General features: G+C 63.2%; 21 protein-coding genes and 1 riboswitch. Of the genes, 8 read left to right on the top strand and 13 right to left on the bottom strand.

Going from position 1 to position 16,167, the window contains the following annotated elements; all coding sequences use genetic code 11:
* Nucleotides 1–83: 83 nt before the first annotated feature.
* Together gspH and gspJ are read left to right on the top strand one after the other, a co-directional pair.
* Nucleotides 84–536: a type II secretion system minor pseudopilin GspH gene (gene gspH, locus ACU688_RS20055; RefSeq protein WP_448186097.1), complete on the top strand. Its 453-nt coding sequence runs from the start codon at nucleotides 84–86 to the stop codon at nucleotides 534–536.
* Entirely contained in the window at nucleotides 533–1,129 is a 597-nt protein-coding gene (gene gspJ, locus ACU688_RS20060) for a type II secretion system minor pseudopilin GspJ (protein ID WP_448186098.1), read from the top strand. Before gspH ends, gspJ begins: the two co-directional genes overlap by 4 nt.
* On the opposite strand, the gene ACU688_RS20065 is transcribed toward gspJ, so the two are convergent.
* Genes ACU688_RS20065 through ACU688_RS20080 form a run of 4 tightly spaced genes read right to left on the bottom strand, consistent with a single transcriptional unit; the run spans nucleotide 1,126 to nucleotide 3,729 of the window.
* Nucleotides 1,126–1,518 carry a hypothetical protein gene (locus ACU688_RS20065; protein WP_448186099.1) on the bottom strand — a complete coding sequence of 131 codons (393 nt, stop codon included), beginning with the start codon at nucleotides 1,516–1,518 and terminating at the stop codon, nucleotides 1,126–1,128. The genes gspJ and ACU688_RS20065 overlap by 4 nt on opposite strands.
* Nucleotides 1,519–1,578: 60 nt before the next feature.
* Nucleotides 1,579–2,505, bottom strand: coding sequence for a FecR family protein (locus ACU688_RS20070; protein WP_448186100.1), 927 nt, complete (start codon nucleotides 2,503–2,505; stop codon nucleotides 1,579–1,581).
* A gap of 37 nt (nucleotides 2,506–2,542) precedes the next feature.
* Complete coding sequence (locus tag ACU688_RS20075; protein ID WP_017734599.1) at nucleotides 2,543–3,088, bottom strand: RNA polymerase sigma factor; 546 nt, start codon at nucleotides 3,086–3,088, stop codon at nucleotides 2,543–2,545.
* The gene (locus ACU688_RS20080) at nucleotides 3,085–3,729 is read right to left on the bottom strand and encodes a secretin and TonB N-terminal domain-containing protein (RefSeq protein ID WP_448186296.1); all 645 of its coding nucleotides are present in this window, start codon (nucleotides 3,727–3,729) and stop codon (nucleotides 3,085–3,087) included. The genes ACU688_RS20075 and ACU688_RS20080 overlap by 4 nt, the downstream gene beginning before the upstream one ends.
* 216 nt (nucleotides 3,730–3,945) lie before the next feature.
* On the opposite strand from ACU688_RS20080, the gene ACU688_RS20085 reads away from it, so the two are divergent.
* Nucleotides 3,946–4,257 (top strand): hypothetical protein, encoded by a 312-nt coding sequence (locus tag ACU688_RS20085; RefSeq protein ID WP_448186101.1) that lies wholly within the window; start codon nucleotides 3,946–3,948, stop codon nucleotides 4,255–4,257.
* Nucleotides 4,258–4,296: 39 nt separating this feature from the next.
* A riboswitch (yybP-ykoY riboswitch) is annotated at nucleotides 4,297–4,465 on the top strand.
* A gap of 13 nt (nucleotides 4,466–4,478) precedes the next feature.
* Nucleotides 4,479–5,042: a manganese efflux pump MntP gene (gene mntP / locus ACU688_RS20090; RefSeq protein ID WP_017734596.1), complete on the top strand. Its 564-nt coding sequence runs from the start codon at nucleotides 4,479–4,481 to the stop codon at nucleotides 5,040–5,042.
* Between the two features lie 100 nt (nucleotides 5,043–5,142).
* On the opposite strand, the gene ACU688_RS20095 is transcribed toward mntP, so the two are convergent.
* A complete protein-coding gene (locus tag ACU688_RS20095) occupies nucleotides 5,143–6,210 on the bottom strand; it encodes an NAD(P)-dependent alcohol dehydrogenase (protein WP_448186102.1) in 1,068 nt (355 codons plus the stop codon).
* A gap of 147 nt (nucleotides 6,211–6,357) precedes the next feature.
* On the opposite strand from ACU688_RS20095, the gene ACU688_RS20100 reads away from it, so the two are divergent.
* Nucleotides 6,358–7,176 carry an alpha/beta fold hydrolase gene (locus ACU688_RS20100; protein ID WP_448186103.1) on the top strand — a complete coding sequence of 273 codons (819 nt, stop codon included), beginning with the start codon at nucleotides 6,358–6,360 and terminating at the stop codon, nucleotides 7,174–7,176.
* Between the two features lie 117 nt (nucleotides 7,177–7,293).
* On the opposite strand, the gene ACU688_RS20105 is transcribed toward ACU688_RS20100, so the two are convergent.
* On the bottom strand, nucleotides 7,294–7,677 hold the full coding sequence (locus tag ACU688_RS20105) for a DoxX family protein (RefSeq protein WP_448186104.1): 384 nt from the start codon (nucleotides 7,675–7,677) through the stop codon (nucleotides 7,294–7,296).
* 138 nt (nucleotides 7,678–7,815) lie between these two features.
* On the opposite strand from ACU688_RS20105, the gene ACU688_RS20110 reads away from it, so the two are divergent.
* Nucleotides 7,816–8,802: an NAD(P)H-quinone oxidoreductase gene (locus ACU688_RS20110; protein ID WP_448186105.1), complete on the top strand. Its 987-nt coding sequence runs from the start codon at nucleotides 7,816–7,818 to the stop codon at nucleotides 8,800–8,802.
* 4 nt (nucleotides 8,803–8,806) lie between these two features.
* On the opposite strand, the gene ACU688_RS20115 is transcribed toward ACU688_RS20110, so the two are convergent.
* From ACU688_RS20115 to ACU688_RS20130, 4 genes are all read right to left on the bottom strand, one after another.
* Nucleotides 8,807–9,100, bottom strand: coding sequence for a type II toxin-antitoxin system RelE/ParE family toxin (locus ACU688_RS20115; protein WP_448186106.1), 294 nt, complete (start codon nucleotides 9,098–9,100; stop codon nucleotides 8,807–8,809).
* Entirely contained in the window at nucleotides 9,088–9,360 is a 273-nt protein-coding gene (locus ACU688_RS20120) for a CopG family ribbon-helix-helix protein (RefSeq protein ID WP_448186107.1), read from the bottom strand. The genes ACU688_RS20115 and ACU688_RS20120 overlap by 13 nt, the downstream gene beginning before the upstream one ends.
* Nucleotides 9,361–9,498: 138 nt before the next feature.
* Nucleotides 9,499–10,623, bottom strand: a complete 1,125-nt coding sequence (locus ACU688_RS20125; RefSeq protein WP_448186108.1) for an alkene reductase — start codon at nucleotides 10,621–10,623, stop codon at nucleotides 9,499–9,501.
* Between the two features lie 79 nt (nucleotides 10,624–10,702).
* Nucleotides 10,703–11,380, bottom strand: a complete 678-nt coding sequence (locus tag ACU688_RS20130) for a type 1 glutamine amidotransferase domain-containing protein (protein WP_448186109.1) — start codon at nucleotides 11,378–11,380, stop codon at nucleotides 10,703–10,705.
* A 158-nt stretch (nucleotides 11,381–11,538) separates the two neighbouring features.
* Between ACU688_RS20130 and ACU688_RS20135 the strand changes: the two genes are divergently transcribed.
* Nucleotides 11,539–12,483 carry a GlxA family transcriptional regulator gene (locus ACU688_RS20135; RefSeq protein WP_448186110.1) on the top strand — a complete coding sequence of 315 codons (945 nt, stop codon included), beginning with the start codon at nucleotides 11,539–11,541 and terminating at the stop codon, nucleotides 12,481–12,483.
* On the opposite strand, the gene ACU688_RS20140 is transcribed toward ACU688_RS20135, so the two are convergent.
* Nucleotides 12,461–12,967: a GNAT family N-acetyltransferase gene (locus ACU688_RS20140; protein WP_207044479.1), complete on the bottom strand. Its 507-nt coding sequence runs from the start codon at nucleotides 12,965–12,967 to the stop codon at nucleotides 12,461–12,463. The genes ACU688_RS20135 and ACU688_RS20140 overlap by 23 nt on opposite strands.
* 180 nt (nucleotides 12,968–13,147) lie before the next feature.
* Here ACU688_RS20140 and ACU688_RS20145 point away from each other — a divergent pair, with 180 nt between their 5' ends.
* Nucleotides 13,148–14,020: an undecaprenyl-diphosphate phosphatase gene (locus ACU688_RS20145; RefSeq protein WP_448186111.1), complete on the top strand. Its 873-nt coding sequence runs from the start codon at nucleotides 13,148–13,150 to the stop codon at nucleotides 14,018–14,020.
* 125 nt (nucleotides 14,021–14,145) lie between these two features.
* Here the strand turns inward: ACU688_RS20145 and ACU688_RS20150 are convergent, their stop codons facing one another.
* Together ACU688_RS20150 and ACU688_RS20155 are read right to left on the bottom strand one after the other, a co-directional pair.
* Nucleotides 14,146–14,964, bottom strand: a complete 819-nt coding sequence (locus ACU688_RS20150) for a sugar phosphate isomerase/epimerase family protein (protein WP_448186112.1) — start codon at nucleotides 14,962–14,964, stop codon at nucleotides 14,146–14,148.
* A 1-nt stretch (nucleotide 14,965) separates the two neighbouring features.
* Nucleotides 14,966–16,165: an NAD(P)/FAD-dependent oxidoreductase gene (locus tag ACU688_RS20155; RefSeq protein ID WP_448186113.1), complete on the bottom strand. Its 1,200-nt coding sequence runs from the start codon at nucleotides 16,163–16,165 to the stop codon at nucleotides 14,966–14,968.
* Nucleotides 16,166–16,167 lie beyond the last annotated feature (2 nt).

The raw sequence follows: 16,167 nt of genomic DNA on the forward strand, positions 1-16,167 counted from the left end.
TCCTGTTTGTCCGTGGCCTCAGCCTACAGAGCAATTCGCACTTTTTTATTTCACAACCTCGCCAGTTCTCCAGGAGCCGACCGATGAAACAGCAAGGCTTCACCCTGATCGAGCTGATGGTGGTGCTGGTGATCATCGGCATCGCCAGCGCCGCCATCAGCCTGACGATCAAACCCGACCCGCTGAAACTGCTGCGCAAGGACGCCGAACGCCTGAGCCAGTTACTGCAAATCGCCCAGGCCGAAGCCCGCGCCGACGGCCGCCCGATCAGCTTGCGCGCCGATGCCAAGGGCTTTCGCTTCAACCGCCGCAGTGACGATGGCCTGGGCGTGGAAGCGTTCCAGGGCGACGCCCAACTGCGCCCGCGCTTATGGGAGAGCACGCCGATGCAACTGACTGTCGAGCCCCGGCAAACCCTGGTGCTCAATGCCGAATGGATCAACCCGCCGCTGCGCGTGGTGCTGTCGGACGGGCAACACAGCCTCGGCCTGCAACGCGACGCCGCCGGTTTGCTGCGGGTGGTGAGCCAGCCATGAACAAGTCCCAGCAAGGCTTTACCCTGATCGAAGTGATGGTCGCGATCATGCTCATGGCGCTGGTCAGCGTCATCGCCTGGCGCGGGCTCGACAGCGTGACCCGTGCCGACCAGCATCTACAGGCCAGCACCGAACAAACCGAGGGGTTGTTGCGGGCGTTGAACCAGATGCAGCGCGATATCAGCCTGCGCGCCAGCGTTGAACTGGCCGAACCCGGTACCACAAAGGACGCCGGGCTGGCCGCCGTGACGGTGCGCAGCTCCGACAGCAAGGGCTTTCGCCTGGAGGTGATCCGCAGCGCACCGGCCACAGGCGATGGCTTGCAACGGGTGCGCTGGTGGCTCAAGGGCGACGCGCTGTACCGGGCCGCCGCGCCGGCGCGGGACCGCTTCCCGTTGCCGGCGGCCAAGGACGGCGTGGTGGTGCTGGCGGGCGTCAGTGATGTGCAGGTGCGCGTGTGGGACAAGGACAAGGGCTGGCGCCAGTTGAGCGGCAATCGGCGGGAGGAACCGTTGGGGCTGGAGATCAGCCTGGTGCGCCAGACGCCGCAGGGGGTGGAGCGTTATCGGCAGGTGGTGGGGCCGTTGAATTAGCGAAAGTCAGACAGCACAAACGCGGTATGAGCCCTGAGGTACTGGTCCACCTCATCCAGTGAGCTTAGCGATGCCCGGCAGCGCTCGGCCCCGTCGCGGCTGACAGTGACCACGTAGCCGTTGACGTCCTGGCGCAGCGTCGCGAGGTGCTTGACCGCCTGACCGTTGGCGTCGGTCACGGAGGTCGCGACCAGCGTCTTGGCTTCCAGGGTTTGCGCGGTGCGTTGTTTGAAGGCTTTGCGCTTGGCTCGGTACAGCGCGGCACCGATCATGCTCGCAAGCATGAAAATGACGATGGCGACGATTTCGAAACGGTACATCGGCCGGCCCAGGCGTCCGGGATGGGTCTCGCTGAGCCAGTGCACGACCTTATAGATCAGTTCTTCCATGGGGTACTTTTTCGGCATCAAGCAGGCGAATGTCGCTTGAGCCTACAGGACCGCCCTGCGTCAGCTCAACAGCACGACGCCACCCGGCAGTTCCGTGCACTTGGCGCCGTACGCGTCGCGAATCAGCAACGCCACGCCGGCCAGCTGCTGCAAGCTGAACCGCGCCTGCACCCGGCGCTGGCCCAGTTCCTTGTTGAGCAACACCAGCATCCCCGGGCGATAGCGATTGATCTCGTCCACCACCGTGGCCAGCGTGGCGTTATTGAACACCAGCACCTGTTCGCGCCAGGCCACCACGGCCTGGGTGTCTACCACCACGGGCGCGCCGATGCCCGCCGCGCTGTAGGTCAACTGACGGCCGCTGCCCAGGCTCACGCTGTGCCCGCCCGCATCCACCGAGAGAGAGCCCTCGATACAGGTCACGCACACGCTGTGGTCGGTGTTGCGCACATTGAAGCGGGCCTGCGCGGCGCTCACCCAGCCGTCCCCGGCCTGGACCCGCAGCGGTTGTGCAAGACGGGCGACCACCTCAACTTCACCCTCTAGCAATTCAATGCCCTCCCCGATCCGACTGATCCGGGTCTGCGTATTGAGTTCCAGACTGACGCCGTCACTCAACAGCACTTGGCGCTGCTCGCCGACTTCGGTGCGATAGTCGGCCGTGAGCCCGGCGAAACCGCCCGGCGTGCCGACGCGCACCATGACCAACGCCGCCGAGGCGGCTATCGCGCCACCCAGGAACGCACGGCGGCCAAAGCTGCGCGATGGCGCGGCGTGCTCCAAGGCGGGCCCCAGTTGCTGCCACAACGCCTTGGTTTGCTCGAACGCCTGGGCATGTTCCGGGCTCTGGGCGCGCCAGGCCTGCAAGGCCTTGGCGTCGGCCACGGTGGCGCGGCCCGACGTCAGCAGGAGCAGCCAGTCGCGGGCTTCATCGTGCAAAGGGCTGGCGGAGGCTGCCCGGGCGGTGGAGAGGTTAAAAATGTTCAAGCGCGCACATACTCACGGTTTTATCAGGGACTCGACACTAAGACGGTTTTCCGGCCCCGGGACCGAACCGCTGAATCACTTTTCTTTCGAGGCGCTTGGCGCAGTGGCCGAGGGCGGCCTTGATTTCCTTCTCGACCATGCGCGTGGAAATGCCAAAACGCTGGGAGATTTCCAGGTGTGGCGCTTCTTCCAGGCGCGCGGCGATGAGGATTTTGCGCCGGCGGGCGGGCAGCTCATACAGGGCTTTGACCAACGATTGCACCTCGCGCTGGCCGCCCACCACCCGCGACGGGTCCTGGGCTTCGTCGGCGGTTTGCAGCAATTCTTCGACTTCGCTGCCGGTGAGCAGGCGCGCGTCGGCCTGGCGGCGGTCGGCGGCGATGTTCAAGGCCATGCGGTAGAGGTAGGCGTTGGGTTGTGCGAGGTTTGGCGGCACGTCCATGCGGTCCACCCGCAAGTAGGTTTCGTGCAGGACGTCGTTGGCCAGGTCCTCCGAGCCCAGGCGCTTGCGCAAACGTACCTTGAAGTCTTCGTAGGACGCCAGGAACAAACTGACCATCGTGCTGTGCCCGGTATTTTTCATCCGTGCGTGGCTCCCTTCCCTGCTGTGCATTCCATGCGTGTTCCTGTGGTGTCGGGCATCAAAAGCAAAGTCACCGGCTGGCGCAGCGAGCTCGGCGCGGGGCGTTCGACCCGTGCCGCACTGAGGTTGCGCACCAGTGCTTCATCGCGTTGTTCATCGCCGGTGGAGCTGACCAGCCGGCTGTACTCGATCAGCCCATCCGGGTTGACCCACACCTGCACCAAGGCGCGAAAACTGCCGGGACGGGTCAGGGGCGAACCGCACAGGCTGGTTTCGATGGCCTGCTGCAAGGCCGTGGCGTAGCTGTTGTTGATCCGCGCGGCGTTGCGGGCCGACGCGCCCTTGGTGGTGGCAGGCCGGCTAGCCTGCGCCAGTTGCAGGGTGAATGCATCACTGCGGGCATAACGCGCCATCAGGCCACTCCCGGTCAGCAACATTGCCAGAGCCTCCTGCGCCGTGAAGCGCCCATGCACGCTGATGGAGCGCCGGCCCCGGGTCAGTTCGCGGTCCACCAGCACCGCCATGCCGGTGGCGCGGCTGTACGCTTGCAGGGCGTGCTCCAGGTTTTGCGCCGGCAGGTCCAACGTCAGCAATGCGGGTTCCGCCTGCGCCGCGCGGCCTCCTGCCAGCAGCCACAGCAAGACCAGGGCGCATACGGCGCGCCGCCAGGCTCCCTGTTCACCCCCCGCTCTGCATCGCTGCACGGCCGACGTGTCCTTGAAAACCGTCATCCTGAGGCCAGTTTATGAACCTGATGTTACGGTGATGGCAAAAAAAACGTCACGGTGACGGGATGCCCGCTGCACTACACTTTCAAGCCTTACCGGCCCACTTCCCAGGGCCTGCCAGGAGGCCCGATGAAACTGTTCCCCACCCTTGCCAGCCTGTTGCTGTGCGCCGCCCTGCCCGTGCTTGCCCACGCCGACAACAGCAAGAGCACCTGCACCGAAGTCTCGGTAGACGGCTACAAGGCGCCCGATTACGGCTGCCTGAGCCAACAGATGGGCAGTGACAGCAATGCGACCAAGGCGGCGAAGAAAAACCGCGAGGCGCAAAACATTCCCATCGATAAACGCGCGCCGAATGCCGTGGGTCTATCCACTCCGGCAGCCACCAGTGTGCGCATGGGCAATAGCTTCGGCACCTCGGTGAAACCGCAACGGCCTTGAGCCTTTTGACGAAATTTTCATCTGTGCCTGCCTATGATCGCCCCCCTCGTTGGGGAGTAACCGGCTTCTGACCCTGTTGGAAGCGTTCGTATCAACATATTCGGCAACCTGCCGTGGTACGAACATCGCTTTGCGGTTGGTGAGACCAGCGACACTTCCATGCCTAAAGTCGGGCGCGTGGATGTGTCGTTGTGTCATATAGCCCGACTGGAAGCCTTACCGTGAACCCCATTTCTCTGATCCTCCTGGCCCTGGCCATGTCTACCGACGCCTTTGCGGCGGCCATCGGCAAAGGCTCCAGCCTGCACAAACCGCGCCTCACCGAAGCCCTGCGCGCCGGCCTGATCTTTGGCGTGATCGAAGCCATCACCCCGATGATCGGCTGGGCCATCGGCCACGCCGCCACCCGCTGGGTGGAAGACTGGGACCACTGGATCGCCTTTACCCTGCTCGTCGCCCTGGGCTTGCATATGATCTACAACGGGTTGAAGGCCGAGGATGAAGAGGTTGAAAAGCCGACCCAGCACTCCTTCATGATTCTTGCCGTAACTGCCTTCGCCACCAGCATCGATGCACTGGCGGTGGGCGTGGGCCTGGCGTTTGTCGATGTGAATATCCTGGTGGCGTCGGCGGCGATTGGCCTGGCGACCATGACCATGGTGACCATCGGCATGATGCTCGGGCGCGTGCTGGGCACGGTGGTGGGCAAGCGTGCAGAGATGGTGGGCGGGGTGGTGTTGATGGTGGTGGGTGCGACGATTTTGTATGAGCACTTGTCGGTCTAAGCAACAGCACTGAGCAAACAGGTGGGTGCAGGCTTTTCTGTGGGAGCTGGCTTGCCTGCTCCCACAGAAAGCAAGGCCCACATTCAGGTGGGCCGTGTTTTCAGGCCGCGTTGCGTTCTTTTTTCAGGCTGTCCATATCAATCACAAACCGATACTTCACATCGCCCTTGAGCATCCGCTCATACGCATCATTGATCCCCTGGATATCGATCATCTCGATGTCCGAGACAATCTTGTGCTTGGCACAGAAATCCAGCATGTCCTGGGTCTCCTGAATCCCGCCGATCAACGAACCCGCCAGGCTGCGGCGCTTGAAGATCAGGTTGAATACCGACGGCGACGGGTGCGGGCTGTCGGGGGCGCCGACCAACGTCATGGTGCCGTCACGCTTGAGCAGGTTGAGGAACGCGTCGAGGTCGTGGGGCGCGGCGACGGTGTTGAGGATGAAATCCAGGCTGTTGGTGACCTTGGCCATCTCGTCCGCATTTTTCGACACCACCACCTGGTCGGCGCCCAGGCGCAGGCCGTCTTCGCGTTTGTTCGGTGAGGTGGTGAACAAGGTCACATGGGCGCCCATGGCGTGGGCGATCTTGACTGCCATATGGCCAAGACCACCAAGGCCGACCACGCCGACTTTCTTGCCGGGGCCGACCTGCCAGTGGTGCAGCGGCGAATAGGTGGTGATGCCCGCGCACAGCAATGGCGCCACGGCTGCCAGGTTGCTGTCGTCGTGGGAAATGCGCAGTACGAACTTCTCCTTGACCACGATGCTGTCGGAGTAGCCGCCAAAGGTGTTTTCACCGCCAAACACCGGGCCGTTGTAGGTGCCGGTAAAACCGTTCTCGCAGTACTGTTCCTCGCCCTCGGCGCACGACGCGCAGTGCTGGCAGCTGTCCACCATGCAACCAACGCCGGCGAGGTCGCCGACCTTGAAGTTTTTCACGCTGGCGCCCACCGCCGTGACGCGGCCAACGATTTCATGGCCGGGCACCGACGGGTACAGGGTGTTGTGCCACTCGTTGCGCGCGGTGTGCAGGTCGGAGTGGCAGACGCCGCAATACAGAATGTCGATCTGCACATCCTCCGCCCCCGGTGCGCGGCGCTCGAAGGTGTAGGGCTTGAGGGCATCCTTGGCGTTCTGCGCGGCGTAGCTGTATGTCTTGGCCATTTCGTTCACCTGTGTGATCGGACAGTGGAAGTCAGTGGACCAGCATAGACGCTGAACCGTTCAACCGAGCACACCGGTACAAGCCCTTCGTCCGGTTTCACGCAATAGTAAGCTAGAGTTTTCAGCCCACCCACCCAGGAGTTTTCCATGAGCACATTCGTTGCCAAAGACGGCACCCAGATCTACTTCAAGGATTGGGGCAGCGGCAAGCCCGTCCTGTTCAGCCACGGCTGGCCGCTGGATGCGGACATGTGGGAATACCAGATGGAATACCTGAGCAGCCGCGGCTACCGCACCATCGCCTTCGACCGCCGTGGCTTTGGCCGCTCGGACCAGCCGTGGACCGGCAACAACTACGACACCTTCGCCGACGACATCGCCCAGCTGATCGAGCACTTGGACCTCAAGGACGTGACCCTGGTGGGCTTCTCCATGGGCGGCGGCGATGTGTCCCGCTACATTGCACGCCATGGCAGCGCCCGTGTCGCCGGCCTGGTGTTGCTGGGCGCCGTGACGCCGATCTTCGGCCAGCAGGCGGACTACCCGCAGGGTGTGCCACTGGATGTGTTCGCTGGGTTCAAGGCCGAACTGTTGAAGGACCGCGCGCAATTTATCAGCGACTTCAACGCACCGTTCTACGGCATCAACAAAGGCCAGGTGGTTTCCCAAGGCGTGCAGACCCAGACCTTGCAGGTCGCCCTGCTGGCATCGCTGAAGTCGACGGTGGATTGCGTCACCGCCTTCTCCGAGACCGACTTCCGCCCGGACATGGCCAAGATCGACGTACCGACCCTGGTGATCCACGGCGATGGCGATCAGATCGTGCCGTTCGAAACCACCGGCAAAGTCGCCGCCGAGCTGATCAAGGGTGCCGAGCTGAAAGTCTACAAGGACGCGCCCCACGGGTTTGCCGTGACGCACGCCCAGCAGTTGAATGAAGACCTGTTGGCATTCCTCAGCCGCTAAACCAACACCGCACCTGTGGCGAGGGAGCTTGCTCCCGCTGGGCCGCGAAGCGGCCCCAAAAGCTTGGGACTGCTGCGCAGTCCAGCGGGAGCAAGCTCCCTCGCCACAGGTGATGCTCTACTTCTGTTGAGCGAGCACCAGACCGCCCGGCCCGCTGATCAGCAATGTGGTGAAGATGATCAGCAGCAACCAGCCGAACTGCGCCTCGAACAGGCTCCACTCCGGGTGGACCACCAGCAACGCAATCAACAGCACGGCGAGGATCGGCAAACACGCCCAGCGCACCAACACCCCGGCGACGATCAGCAACGGGCACAGCACCTCGGCGAAAATCGCCAATGACAGCGTGACCGTCGCGCCCAGGTGAAACGGGTCCTCGATCAGCCGAAATTGCTCGCTGTAGTTGAGCAACTTGGGCAAGCCATGCACCCACAGCAGCAACAGCGCCCCGCTCGTCCTTAGAAACAACAGCCCCAGATCCTGAAGTTTTGCTTGGTTCATATGCGCTCCGTGTGCGTTGATGTTCAATCGGGATCGATTGTGTCGCCAGCCACGCGCGCAAGCTTGCAAGCCTGTGCTGAACTGTCGCTCACTCGCCACGGTCCCACCCCATACGCTCACCGTTACAGGACACCCACAATGCCCCTGCCTACCGACATGACCCTGATCGAAATCACCACCCCCGGCGGCCCCGAGGTGCTCAAGCCACGCCAGGCGCCCGTGCCCGCCCCGGCTGCCGGTGAGATCCTGATCCGTGTGCACGCCGCCGGGGTCAACCGCCCCGACGCCCTGCAACGCGCGGGCAAGTACCCGATGAAACCCGGCATGAGCCCGATCCCCGGCCTGGAAGTGGCGGGTGAAGTGGTGGCGCTGGGTGAAGGCGTCAGTGAATACGCCCTTGGCGACAAAGTCTGTGCGCTGACCAACGGCGGCGGTTACGCGCAATATTGCGCGGTGCCCGCCGGCCAGGCGCTGCCGATCCCCGACGGCCTGTCGTGGATTCAAGCCGCCGCGATCCCGGAAACCTTCTTTACCGTGTGGGCCAACCTGTTCGGCATCGGCGGCGCCCACAAGGGCCAGCGTGTGCTGATCCACGGCGGCACCAGTGGCATCGGCACCACCGCGCTGATGCTGTGCCGCGAGTTCGGCATCCACACGTTCGCCACCGCAGGCAGCGCCGACAAATGCGCCGCCATCCGTGACCTGGGTGCCGAGGCGATCAACTATCGCGAGCAGGACTTCGCCGAGGTCATCGGCGCCCAGGGCGTGAATGTGATCCTCGACATCATGGGTGCCTCGTACCTCAACAATAATCTGAAGGCGTTGAGCATGGACGGCCGCCTGGTGATGCTGGGCTTTCTCGGCGGCGCCAAGGCCAATGACGTGGACCTGCTGAGCATCCTCGGCAAACGCGCGATTGTGACCGGCTCGTTGCTGCGCGCGCGGACCAAAGATGAGAAAGCCGCCATCGCCGACCAATTGCGCGAGCATGTATGGCCGGTGCTGTCAGCCGGGCGCTGCCTGCCGATGATTGATCAGGTGTTTGACTACACCGAAGCCGACAAGGCCCATGCGCGGATGGAAGGTGGGGAGCATATTGGCAAGATTGTGTTGCGGGTGAGTTGACGCCTCAGTAACCCGCCTCTCTCTGATGCCGGAAAGCCAATACGTAGACTGCCGACTCTGAGGGAAGAAAACGATACAACGCAACATAACCCGCATCACCAAAGGCAATGACGAGCTCCCGCAACTCGGGTAGCTCGTCGAAAGGCCTGCCGATGTTGGGTTCCGCTTCCAAGCGCATCAATTGGTTTTTAATGGTTTGAGCCGCCCTGCGTGCTACCTGGGGATCTTTCTCGGCCAGGAAGCGGCGGCACCGTTCCAACCCGGCTACAGCGGCGGCGGTAATGATCAGTCGTGGCACTTGGGCTGCTCCGACTCCTGTTCGGTGCCCCATGTATCAAGCCAACTTTGGGTCTCGGACCCGGTCAAGTGCAAGCCGGTCTCCTGGTAGGCTTTCCAGGATGCCAGCGCTTCCTGCTTGAAGCTTTCACGCGCCTCTTCGCGCTCGACATATTGGGAGAGCGCTTCACGCATGATCCAGTGCGCGGTACGCTGTCGTGCACCGGCCAACTGCTGAATGCGATGCTTCAAGTCTTCATCGATTTTGATGGACGTGGCCATAGTGCACGCGCTCCGTTATTCAAAGGTATTACCTTTCGATACGGTAGCGCGCACACGTTTAGCTGTCTATTTTGGCGATGGATTTCTGACGAGATGCATTGAGTGCTTGTGTGGGAGCCAGCTACCACATTGACCGCACTACGACTGGTAAGTCGGGTAATCGGTGTAACCCTGCTCCGAACCACCATACATACCTTCAACCCGCAGCGGATTCAGCGGCCATCCATTGAACAACCGTTGCGGCAGATCCGGGTTGGCAATGAACGGCCGGCCAAACGCAATCAAGTCCGCCAGCCCCGCTTGCACCAGTTTCTCACCGCGTTCAGCGGTATATCGCCCGGCATAGATGATGCGCCCGCTGAAGCGCTCGCGCACCGCACGGCGGAAGGTTTCCGGCAGTTCCGGCGCGTTGTCCCAGTCGGCTTCGGCGATGGACAGGTAGGCGATGCCCGCCGCTTCCAGCACTTTGACGGCTTCGATGTAGGTGTGGTGCGGGTCTTCTTCCACCAGGCCGATGTATACCCGGTCCTGGTCCGTACCACTGAACAGCGGCGAAAACCGCACACCCAGGCGTTGCGGGCCGATGGCCGCGCTGACGGCCTCGACAATTTCCCGCAGGAAACCCAGGCGGTTGTGCAGTGAGCCACCGTATTCATCATCGCGCTGGTTGGCGTGGGCCGAGATGAACTGGTTGACCAGGTAACCGTTGGCCGAATGAATCTCCACGCCATCAAACCCGGCCGCTATCGCGTTGCGTGCCGCCTGGGCATACAGCCCGACCAGGTCCTTGACCTCTTGCGTGCTCAGCGCGCGCGGCACCGGCGGTTGCACCAGTTCACCGGCGCCCGGCGTGGTTTCGATAAAGGCCTTGACCTGCTGCGGCTGGATCGCCGACGGCGCCACCGGCGCTGCGCCGTCGGGTTGCAAATCGTGGTGGGACACGCGCCCCACATGCCACAACTGGGCAAAGATCACCCCGCCCTCGGCATGCACCGCGTCGGTGACCTGGCGCCAGCCGTCGATCTGCGCCGGCGTGTAGATGCCCGGCGTCCACGCATACCCCTGGCCACGCGGTTCGATCTGCGTGCCTTCGCTGACCATGAACCCCGCCGAAGCGCGCTGGCGGTAATACTCGGCCATCAAGTCGGTGGCGATATCACCCGGTTGGGCACTGCGCTGGCGGGTCAACGGTGGCAGCACAATGCGGTTGTTCAGGGTGTGTCGGCCCAGTTGCAGCGGGGTGTTCAAAACGTTGTGGGTCATGTGGGGTTTTCCAAATTCGGGACGAGCAAAAACCTTGGCGACCCCAACGGGCCGCCAATCAATACAGGGATGAATTAACTTACGCGGTGAGTTTCAGCAGCGCCTTGGCCACATCGCTGGAGCTGCCCGGGTTCTGCCCGGTGACCAGCAAGCCATCGACAATCACAAAGGATTGCCAATCGGCGCCTTTTTCGTACTTGCCGCCGAGTTTCTTGAACTCGTCTTCCACCAGGAACGGCACCACATCGGTCAATTCCACCGCCGCTTCTTCCGAGTTGGAGAAGCCGGTGACGCGACGGCCCTTGACCAACGGCTCACCGTTGACCGCCTTGACGTGACGCAGCACGCCCGGTGCATGGCAGACAAAACCGATCGGCTTGCCGGCGCGCTCGAACGACTCGATCAGCGCGATCGACACCGGCGACTCCGCCAGGTCCCACAGCGGGCCGTGGCCGCCTGGGTAGAACACGGTGTCGAAGTCGGCGGCATTCACCGCGTCCAGCTTCAGCGTAGTGGCCAGGGCCTGCTGCGCGGCCGGGTCGGCGGCGAAGCGGTGGGTCTGTTCGGTCTGGAAGTCCGGCAGGTCGCTGACCGGGTCCAGCGGCGGCTGCCCACCGGCCGGGGATGCCAGCACCACGTCGGCGCCTGCGTCCTTGAATGCGTAATACGGTGCCGCAAACTCTTCGAGCCAGAAGCCGGTCTTGCGGCCGGTGTTGCCCAACTGATCGTGAGAGGTCAAAACCATCAATACTTTCATTGTCGAGTGCCTCGGGATGACTGAGGGTTGAAGCTTAGGAGTCGGGGCGCAACGGCACAACGTCATATCCGCAAGGTTTTCGGACATGCACGCTGGCGGTTGCCGTTTGCCCGCCAGCCGCCGACAATCCCACCTCCCCCGCCCCTTGGAGAGATGCGATGCACAGCGTTGCGCTGCTGGTTTACCCGAATTTTGAATGCCTGAGCCTCAGTGTCGGCTCGGTGTTCGAGTGCGCGAACCTGCTGCGGGGCGAGCCGGCGTACGCGTTTCACCTGGTGTCGGAGAGTGGCGGCGCGGTGATGACGTCCCAGGGGTTCTCGGTGAACACCACGCCGATCCGGCCCGAGGGCTATGACACGCTGATCGTCGGCGGTTACATGGAATTCCGCCTGCCGGAAGCCAACCTGCTGGCGTTGGTCACGGCCGCTGCCACCCAATCGCGGCGGGTCGCGTCGCTGTGCATGGGCATCTTTGTGTTGGCCGACGCCGGCCTGCTGGAAGGCAAGCGCACCACCACCCACTGGATTCACGCGCCGGCCTTTCGCAAGCGCTACCCGCACATCCAGTTGGACGAAGACCGCTTGTTCGTGGTGGACGGCCAGATCTGGACCGGTGCCGGCATGAGCGCCGGCGTGGACATGGCGCTGGCCATGGTCGAGAACGACCTGGGCAGCGACTTGGCGCGGCGCATCGCGCGCAAACTGGTGATCGCCCAGCGCCGGGGCAGCGAGCAGTCGCAGCTGTCGGCGTTGCTGGAGCTGGACCCGAAATCAGACCGCGTGCAGCTGGCCCTGGCCTATGCCCGCGAAAACCTCACCCACGACCTGTCCGTGGACGCCTTGGCCGACGTCGCACGGCTCAGCCCACGCCAGTTCAGCCGGGTGTTCCGCGAAGAAACCGGGCAAACCCCGGCCAAGGCCATCGAAGCCCTGCGAGTGGAAGCCGCGCGCACGCTAATGGAAACCAGCCGCCACCCGGTGGAAGTGGTGGCCCGCGAAACCGGTTTTGGTGACCGCGAGCGCATGCGCCAGGCGTTCCTGCGCGCCTTCGGCCAGCCGCCACAAGTGATGCAACAAGCGTTTAATGCAGCGCCACCCGCGTGATCAAGTAGCTCACCAGGTTCGGTTCATCCTCCAGCTCCAGCGTCTGCACCGGGCGCGGCAGGTTATCCAGCACGGTGCGCCAGAACGCCTGGGACACTTCATCCTGGTCATAGAAACGCACCAGCCAATTGGCCTCGCCGCTGCACAGCACCTGGGTGGCGATGGCGCGGCCAATGCCTTTGCGGCGGTAGCGCTTGAGAATGAACAGGTCGGCCAGTTCCAGGGCGTCCATCCCCGGGATTTCGCTGCCTTCGATCAGCAGGAAGCCGGCGATATAGCCGTCCACCAGCAACAGGTTGGCGCTCCACTGCGGGTCTTGCCAGTAGCGCGCCAGGTGTTCGTCATGAATGTAGAAACGGCCGTCGCCTTCGACATCTTCCTGCTCCCAGTCCGACGACTCGTAGGCGTAGTACTGGTAAAGATTGCGGATCAGCTCGGCTTCTTCGGGGCCGGTCTGGATCAGTTCTACGGTGGTTTCAGGCATGGGACTCTCGGTGAAAAAATGCAGGGCGCCATTGTTCACAAAACCTTCATGCAGGCCAATACATTGTCCAACCTTTCTGTTTGCTGAACCGAAGGCGGATTTGTGCGGGCTCACGGCAACATCCCGAAACATTTAGCCTAGACTGCGCGGGATTCCGTTTTTTTCTCAAGGACACGCACTGTGAGCAACGTCTGTACCGCGGGCCTGGATGTGGGCTTTGCCTCCCTGGATTACTTGCAAATCTTCATCCTGGGCGTGATCCAGGGCATCACCGAACTGTTACCAGTGTCGTCCACCGCCCATATGCGCGTGGTGCCCGCCCTGCTCGGCTGGCAAGACCCGGGCTCGGCGTTTTCGGCGGCGATGCAGTTGGCAGCGTTGGCGGCGGTGGTCAGTTACTTCTGGCGCGACGTGCGCCAAGTGACCACCGGCAGTATCAGCGCAGTACGCCGGGGCGACTACAACGACCGCTGGTTCAAGCTGGCGGTGGCGATTGTGCTGGCGACGATTCCCATCGGGATTGCCGGATTGGCGCTGTCTTCAACCTTGAACGCGTGCAACTCGCCGTTGCGTGGCTTGATGGTGATTGGCATTTCCTGCGTGGTCATGGCCGTGCTGCTGGCCGTGGCGGAAGTACGCGCACGCCACACCCGGGAAATGGGTGAGATGCGCCTGCGCGATGCGCTGATCGTCGGCATTGCGCAGATTGGTGCGTTGATTCCAGGGGTATCGCGCTCCGGCTCCACGTTGACCGCCGCACTGTTCCTCAACTTCAAGCGTGAAGAAGCGGCGCGTTTCTCCTTTCTGCTGGGCCTACCGGCCATTGCCCTCGCCGGGCTGAAGGAGCTGTGGGTGTTGCTGCACGCCGACTTGCCGGCGCATGCCTGGCCGCATCTGTTGTTTGGCCTGGTGGTGGCGAGCATCTCGGCGTTTTTTGCGATCTGGGGGTTGATGAAGTTTCTGGAGCGGTTCTCGACCTGGCCGTTTGTGATCTACCGGGCGTTGTTGGGGGTGTTTCTGATTGTGGCGGTGAGTACTGGCCTGCTGAACTGACACAATCCTCAAAGCACATCAAAACCCTTGTGGGAGCTGGCTTGCCTGCGATGGCATCGACTAGGTGTGCCTGATGTACCGAGTTGCCTGCATCGCAGGCAAGCCAGCTCCCACATATTGGCAGATCATTTCTGACAGTTTCTCCACACCTCGCGAATCAACGCCTGCAGCTTCAAGGCCTCGCGCCAGCGATCACTGATCTCGCGGCCATCGGCGCCGGTGATGGCATACGGCGGCGGACCCAGCTCGCAGGTGAAGGACAGGCTGTGCGGCGTGTCGGGCCGCGCCAGCCAGTCTTCGATCCCGTAGCGCCACCACTCGGTGAAGCGCTGCACCCAGGGTTGGTGCTGGGGAAATTCCAGGGAAACCTGCACCTGTTCACTGCTCGCCACACGCCCGTGAAAACCCCAGCTGTGGCGCAGGATCGTGCGGATCTGTTCATCATCTTCAACGGCCCCCGGCTCGGGCAGTTCGCGCCCGACCACGTAATGGGACAGGTCGGCCAGCAGTTGCAAATCCGGCATCTGCGCGAGCAAGTCCAGGGTGAACAGCAGGTCGTTGGTCAGCCGATAGCGATGGGTTTCCAGCAACACCGGAAAGTCCACCTGCTCGGCCAGGCGCTGCCAGCCTTCCACCAGCCGCGCCGCTTCGGCCTGGGTGCGCGGACGCACGTCGGCCTGCAAGGTGAGGTGGTGGCAGCCGTAGCGGCTGATCACATCCAGCGCGGCCGCCAGGTCGTCCACCGATTGCGGGAACAGTTGGCCCTCGATCTGCAAGCCCCTGGCCGAGGCGGCGGCGTGCAGGCGGGCGACGTCGGCGGGCTTCCAGTAGTGGTCGGTGATGCCGTCGAAGCCGGCGGCTTTGATGCGGTCGAGTTGGGCTTCCAGCGGACCGGGTTCGGTCTGCATCGCCCACAGGGATTGGAATACCAGGAATTGGCGCATCTTAGCCTCGCAACAGCTGTTTGAGGGACAGTCCGGGGTCGGCCAGGTTGGCCGCGTTCAGCGCCATGCGCGCCGTGATCAGGCGTTCACACAGCTTGATGTCCTTGGCCGCGCCATTGCCCGGCGCCCAGCCGCAAGCGCCTTGCAAACGCTGCTCGGCATCGAGGTAGAACAGCAACAAACCGCCATCGGGCAAGGTGCGGCTGACCACGGCGGGCGTCATCACCCCCACGGTCAGCAAGCCCCAGTCGTACTGGTCGGACCAGAAACCGGGCAGCGCGTCAAAGGGCAACTCGCGCCCCAGCAGGTTCAGTGCCGCATGCCGGCCCTGGGCTTCGGCGTTGCGCCAGGTTTCCTGGCGTTGGTACAGGCCATCCTGGCGAAACTCGCAGACATCACCCGCCGCATAGATGTTTGGCGCACTGGTGCGCAGAAACCCATCCACACGAATGCCCTGCCCCACGTCCAGACCGGCGGCCGTCGCCAGTTCGATATTGGGCTGCATGCCGATGCCGACCACCACGCGGTCGCAGGGCACGCGCTGGCCGTCCACCAGCAGCACGCCATCCGCCTGGATGGATTCCAGTGCCACGTTCAAGCGCACATCCACCCCGTGTTCGCGATGCAATTGCAGCAACGCCTCGGAAATGACCGGCGGCAACACGCGCCCCGCCAATCGCGGCCCAGCTTCCAGCACCGTCACTTCACAGCCCAAGCCACGGGCCGTCGCCGCCACTTCCAGGCCGATAAATCCACCGCCGACCACCACTAATCGCGTGCCGGGCTTCAGCGCATCGCGCAGGGCCAACGCTTCATCGTGGGTGCGCAGGTACAGCACGTTGGCGGGCGCCTGGGGCAAGCGCCGGGCGCGGCCACCGGTGGCCAGCAACAAACCGGCGTAGGGCAACCATTGGCCGTCGGCAAGTTGCAGGCGGTGTTGCTCGGGCTGCAACTGCGTCACCGGGTTGGCGGCGATATGTTCGATGTTCAACGCAGCCAAGCGCTCGCGGTCGCACAGGCTGTAGCCGGCCAGATCCGCAGTGCCTTGCAGCAACCCCTTGGACAGCGGCGGCCGTTCGTAGGGCAGATGGGGCTCATCGCCGATCAGGATCAGCCGCCCGCTGTAACCTTCTTCACGCAGGGTCAGCGCGGCACGGCCACCGGCATGGCCGGCGCCGACGATAATCAAGGGAGCGTTCATCG

Source organism: Pseudomonas acericola (SeqCode) (genome assembly GCF_053456465.1).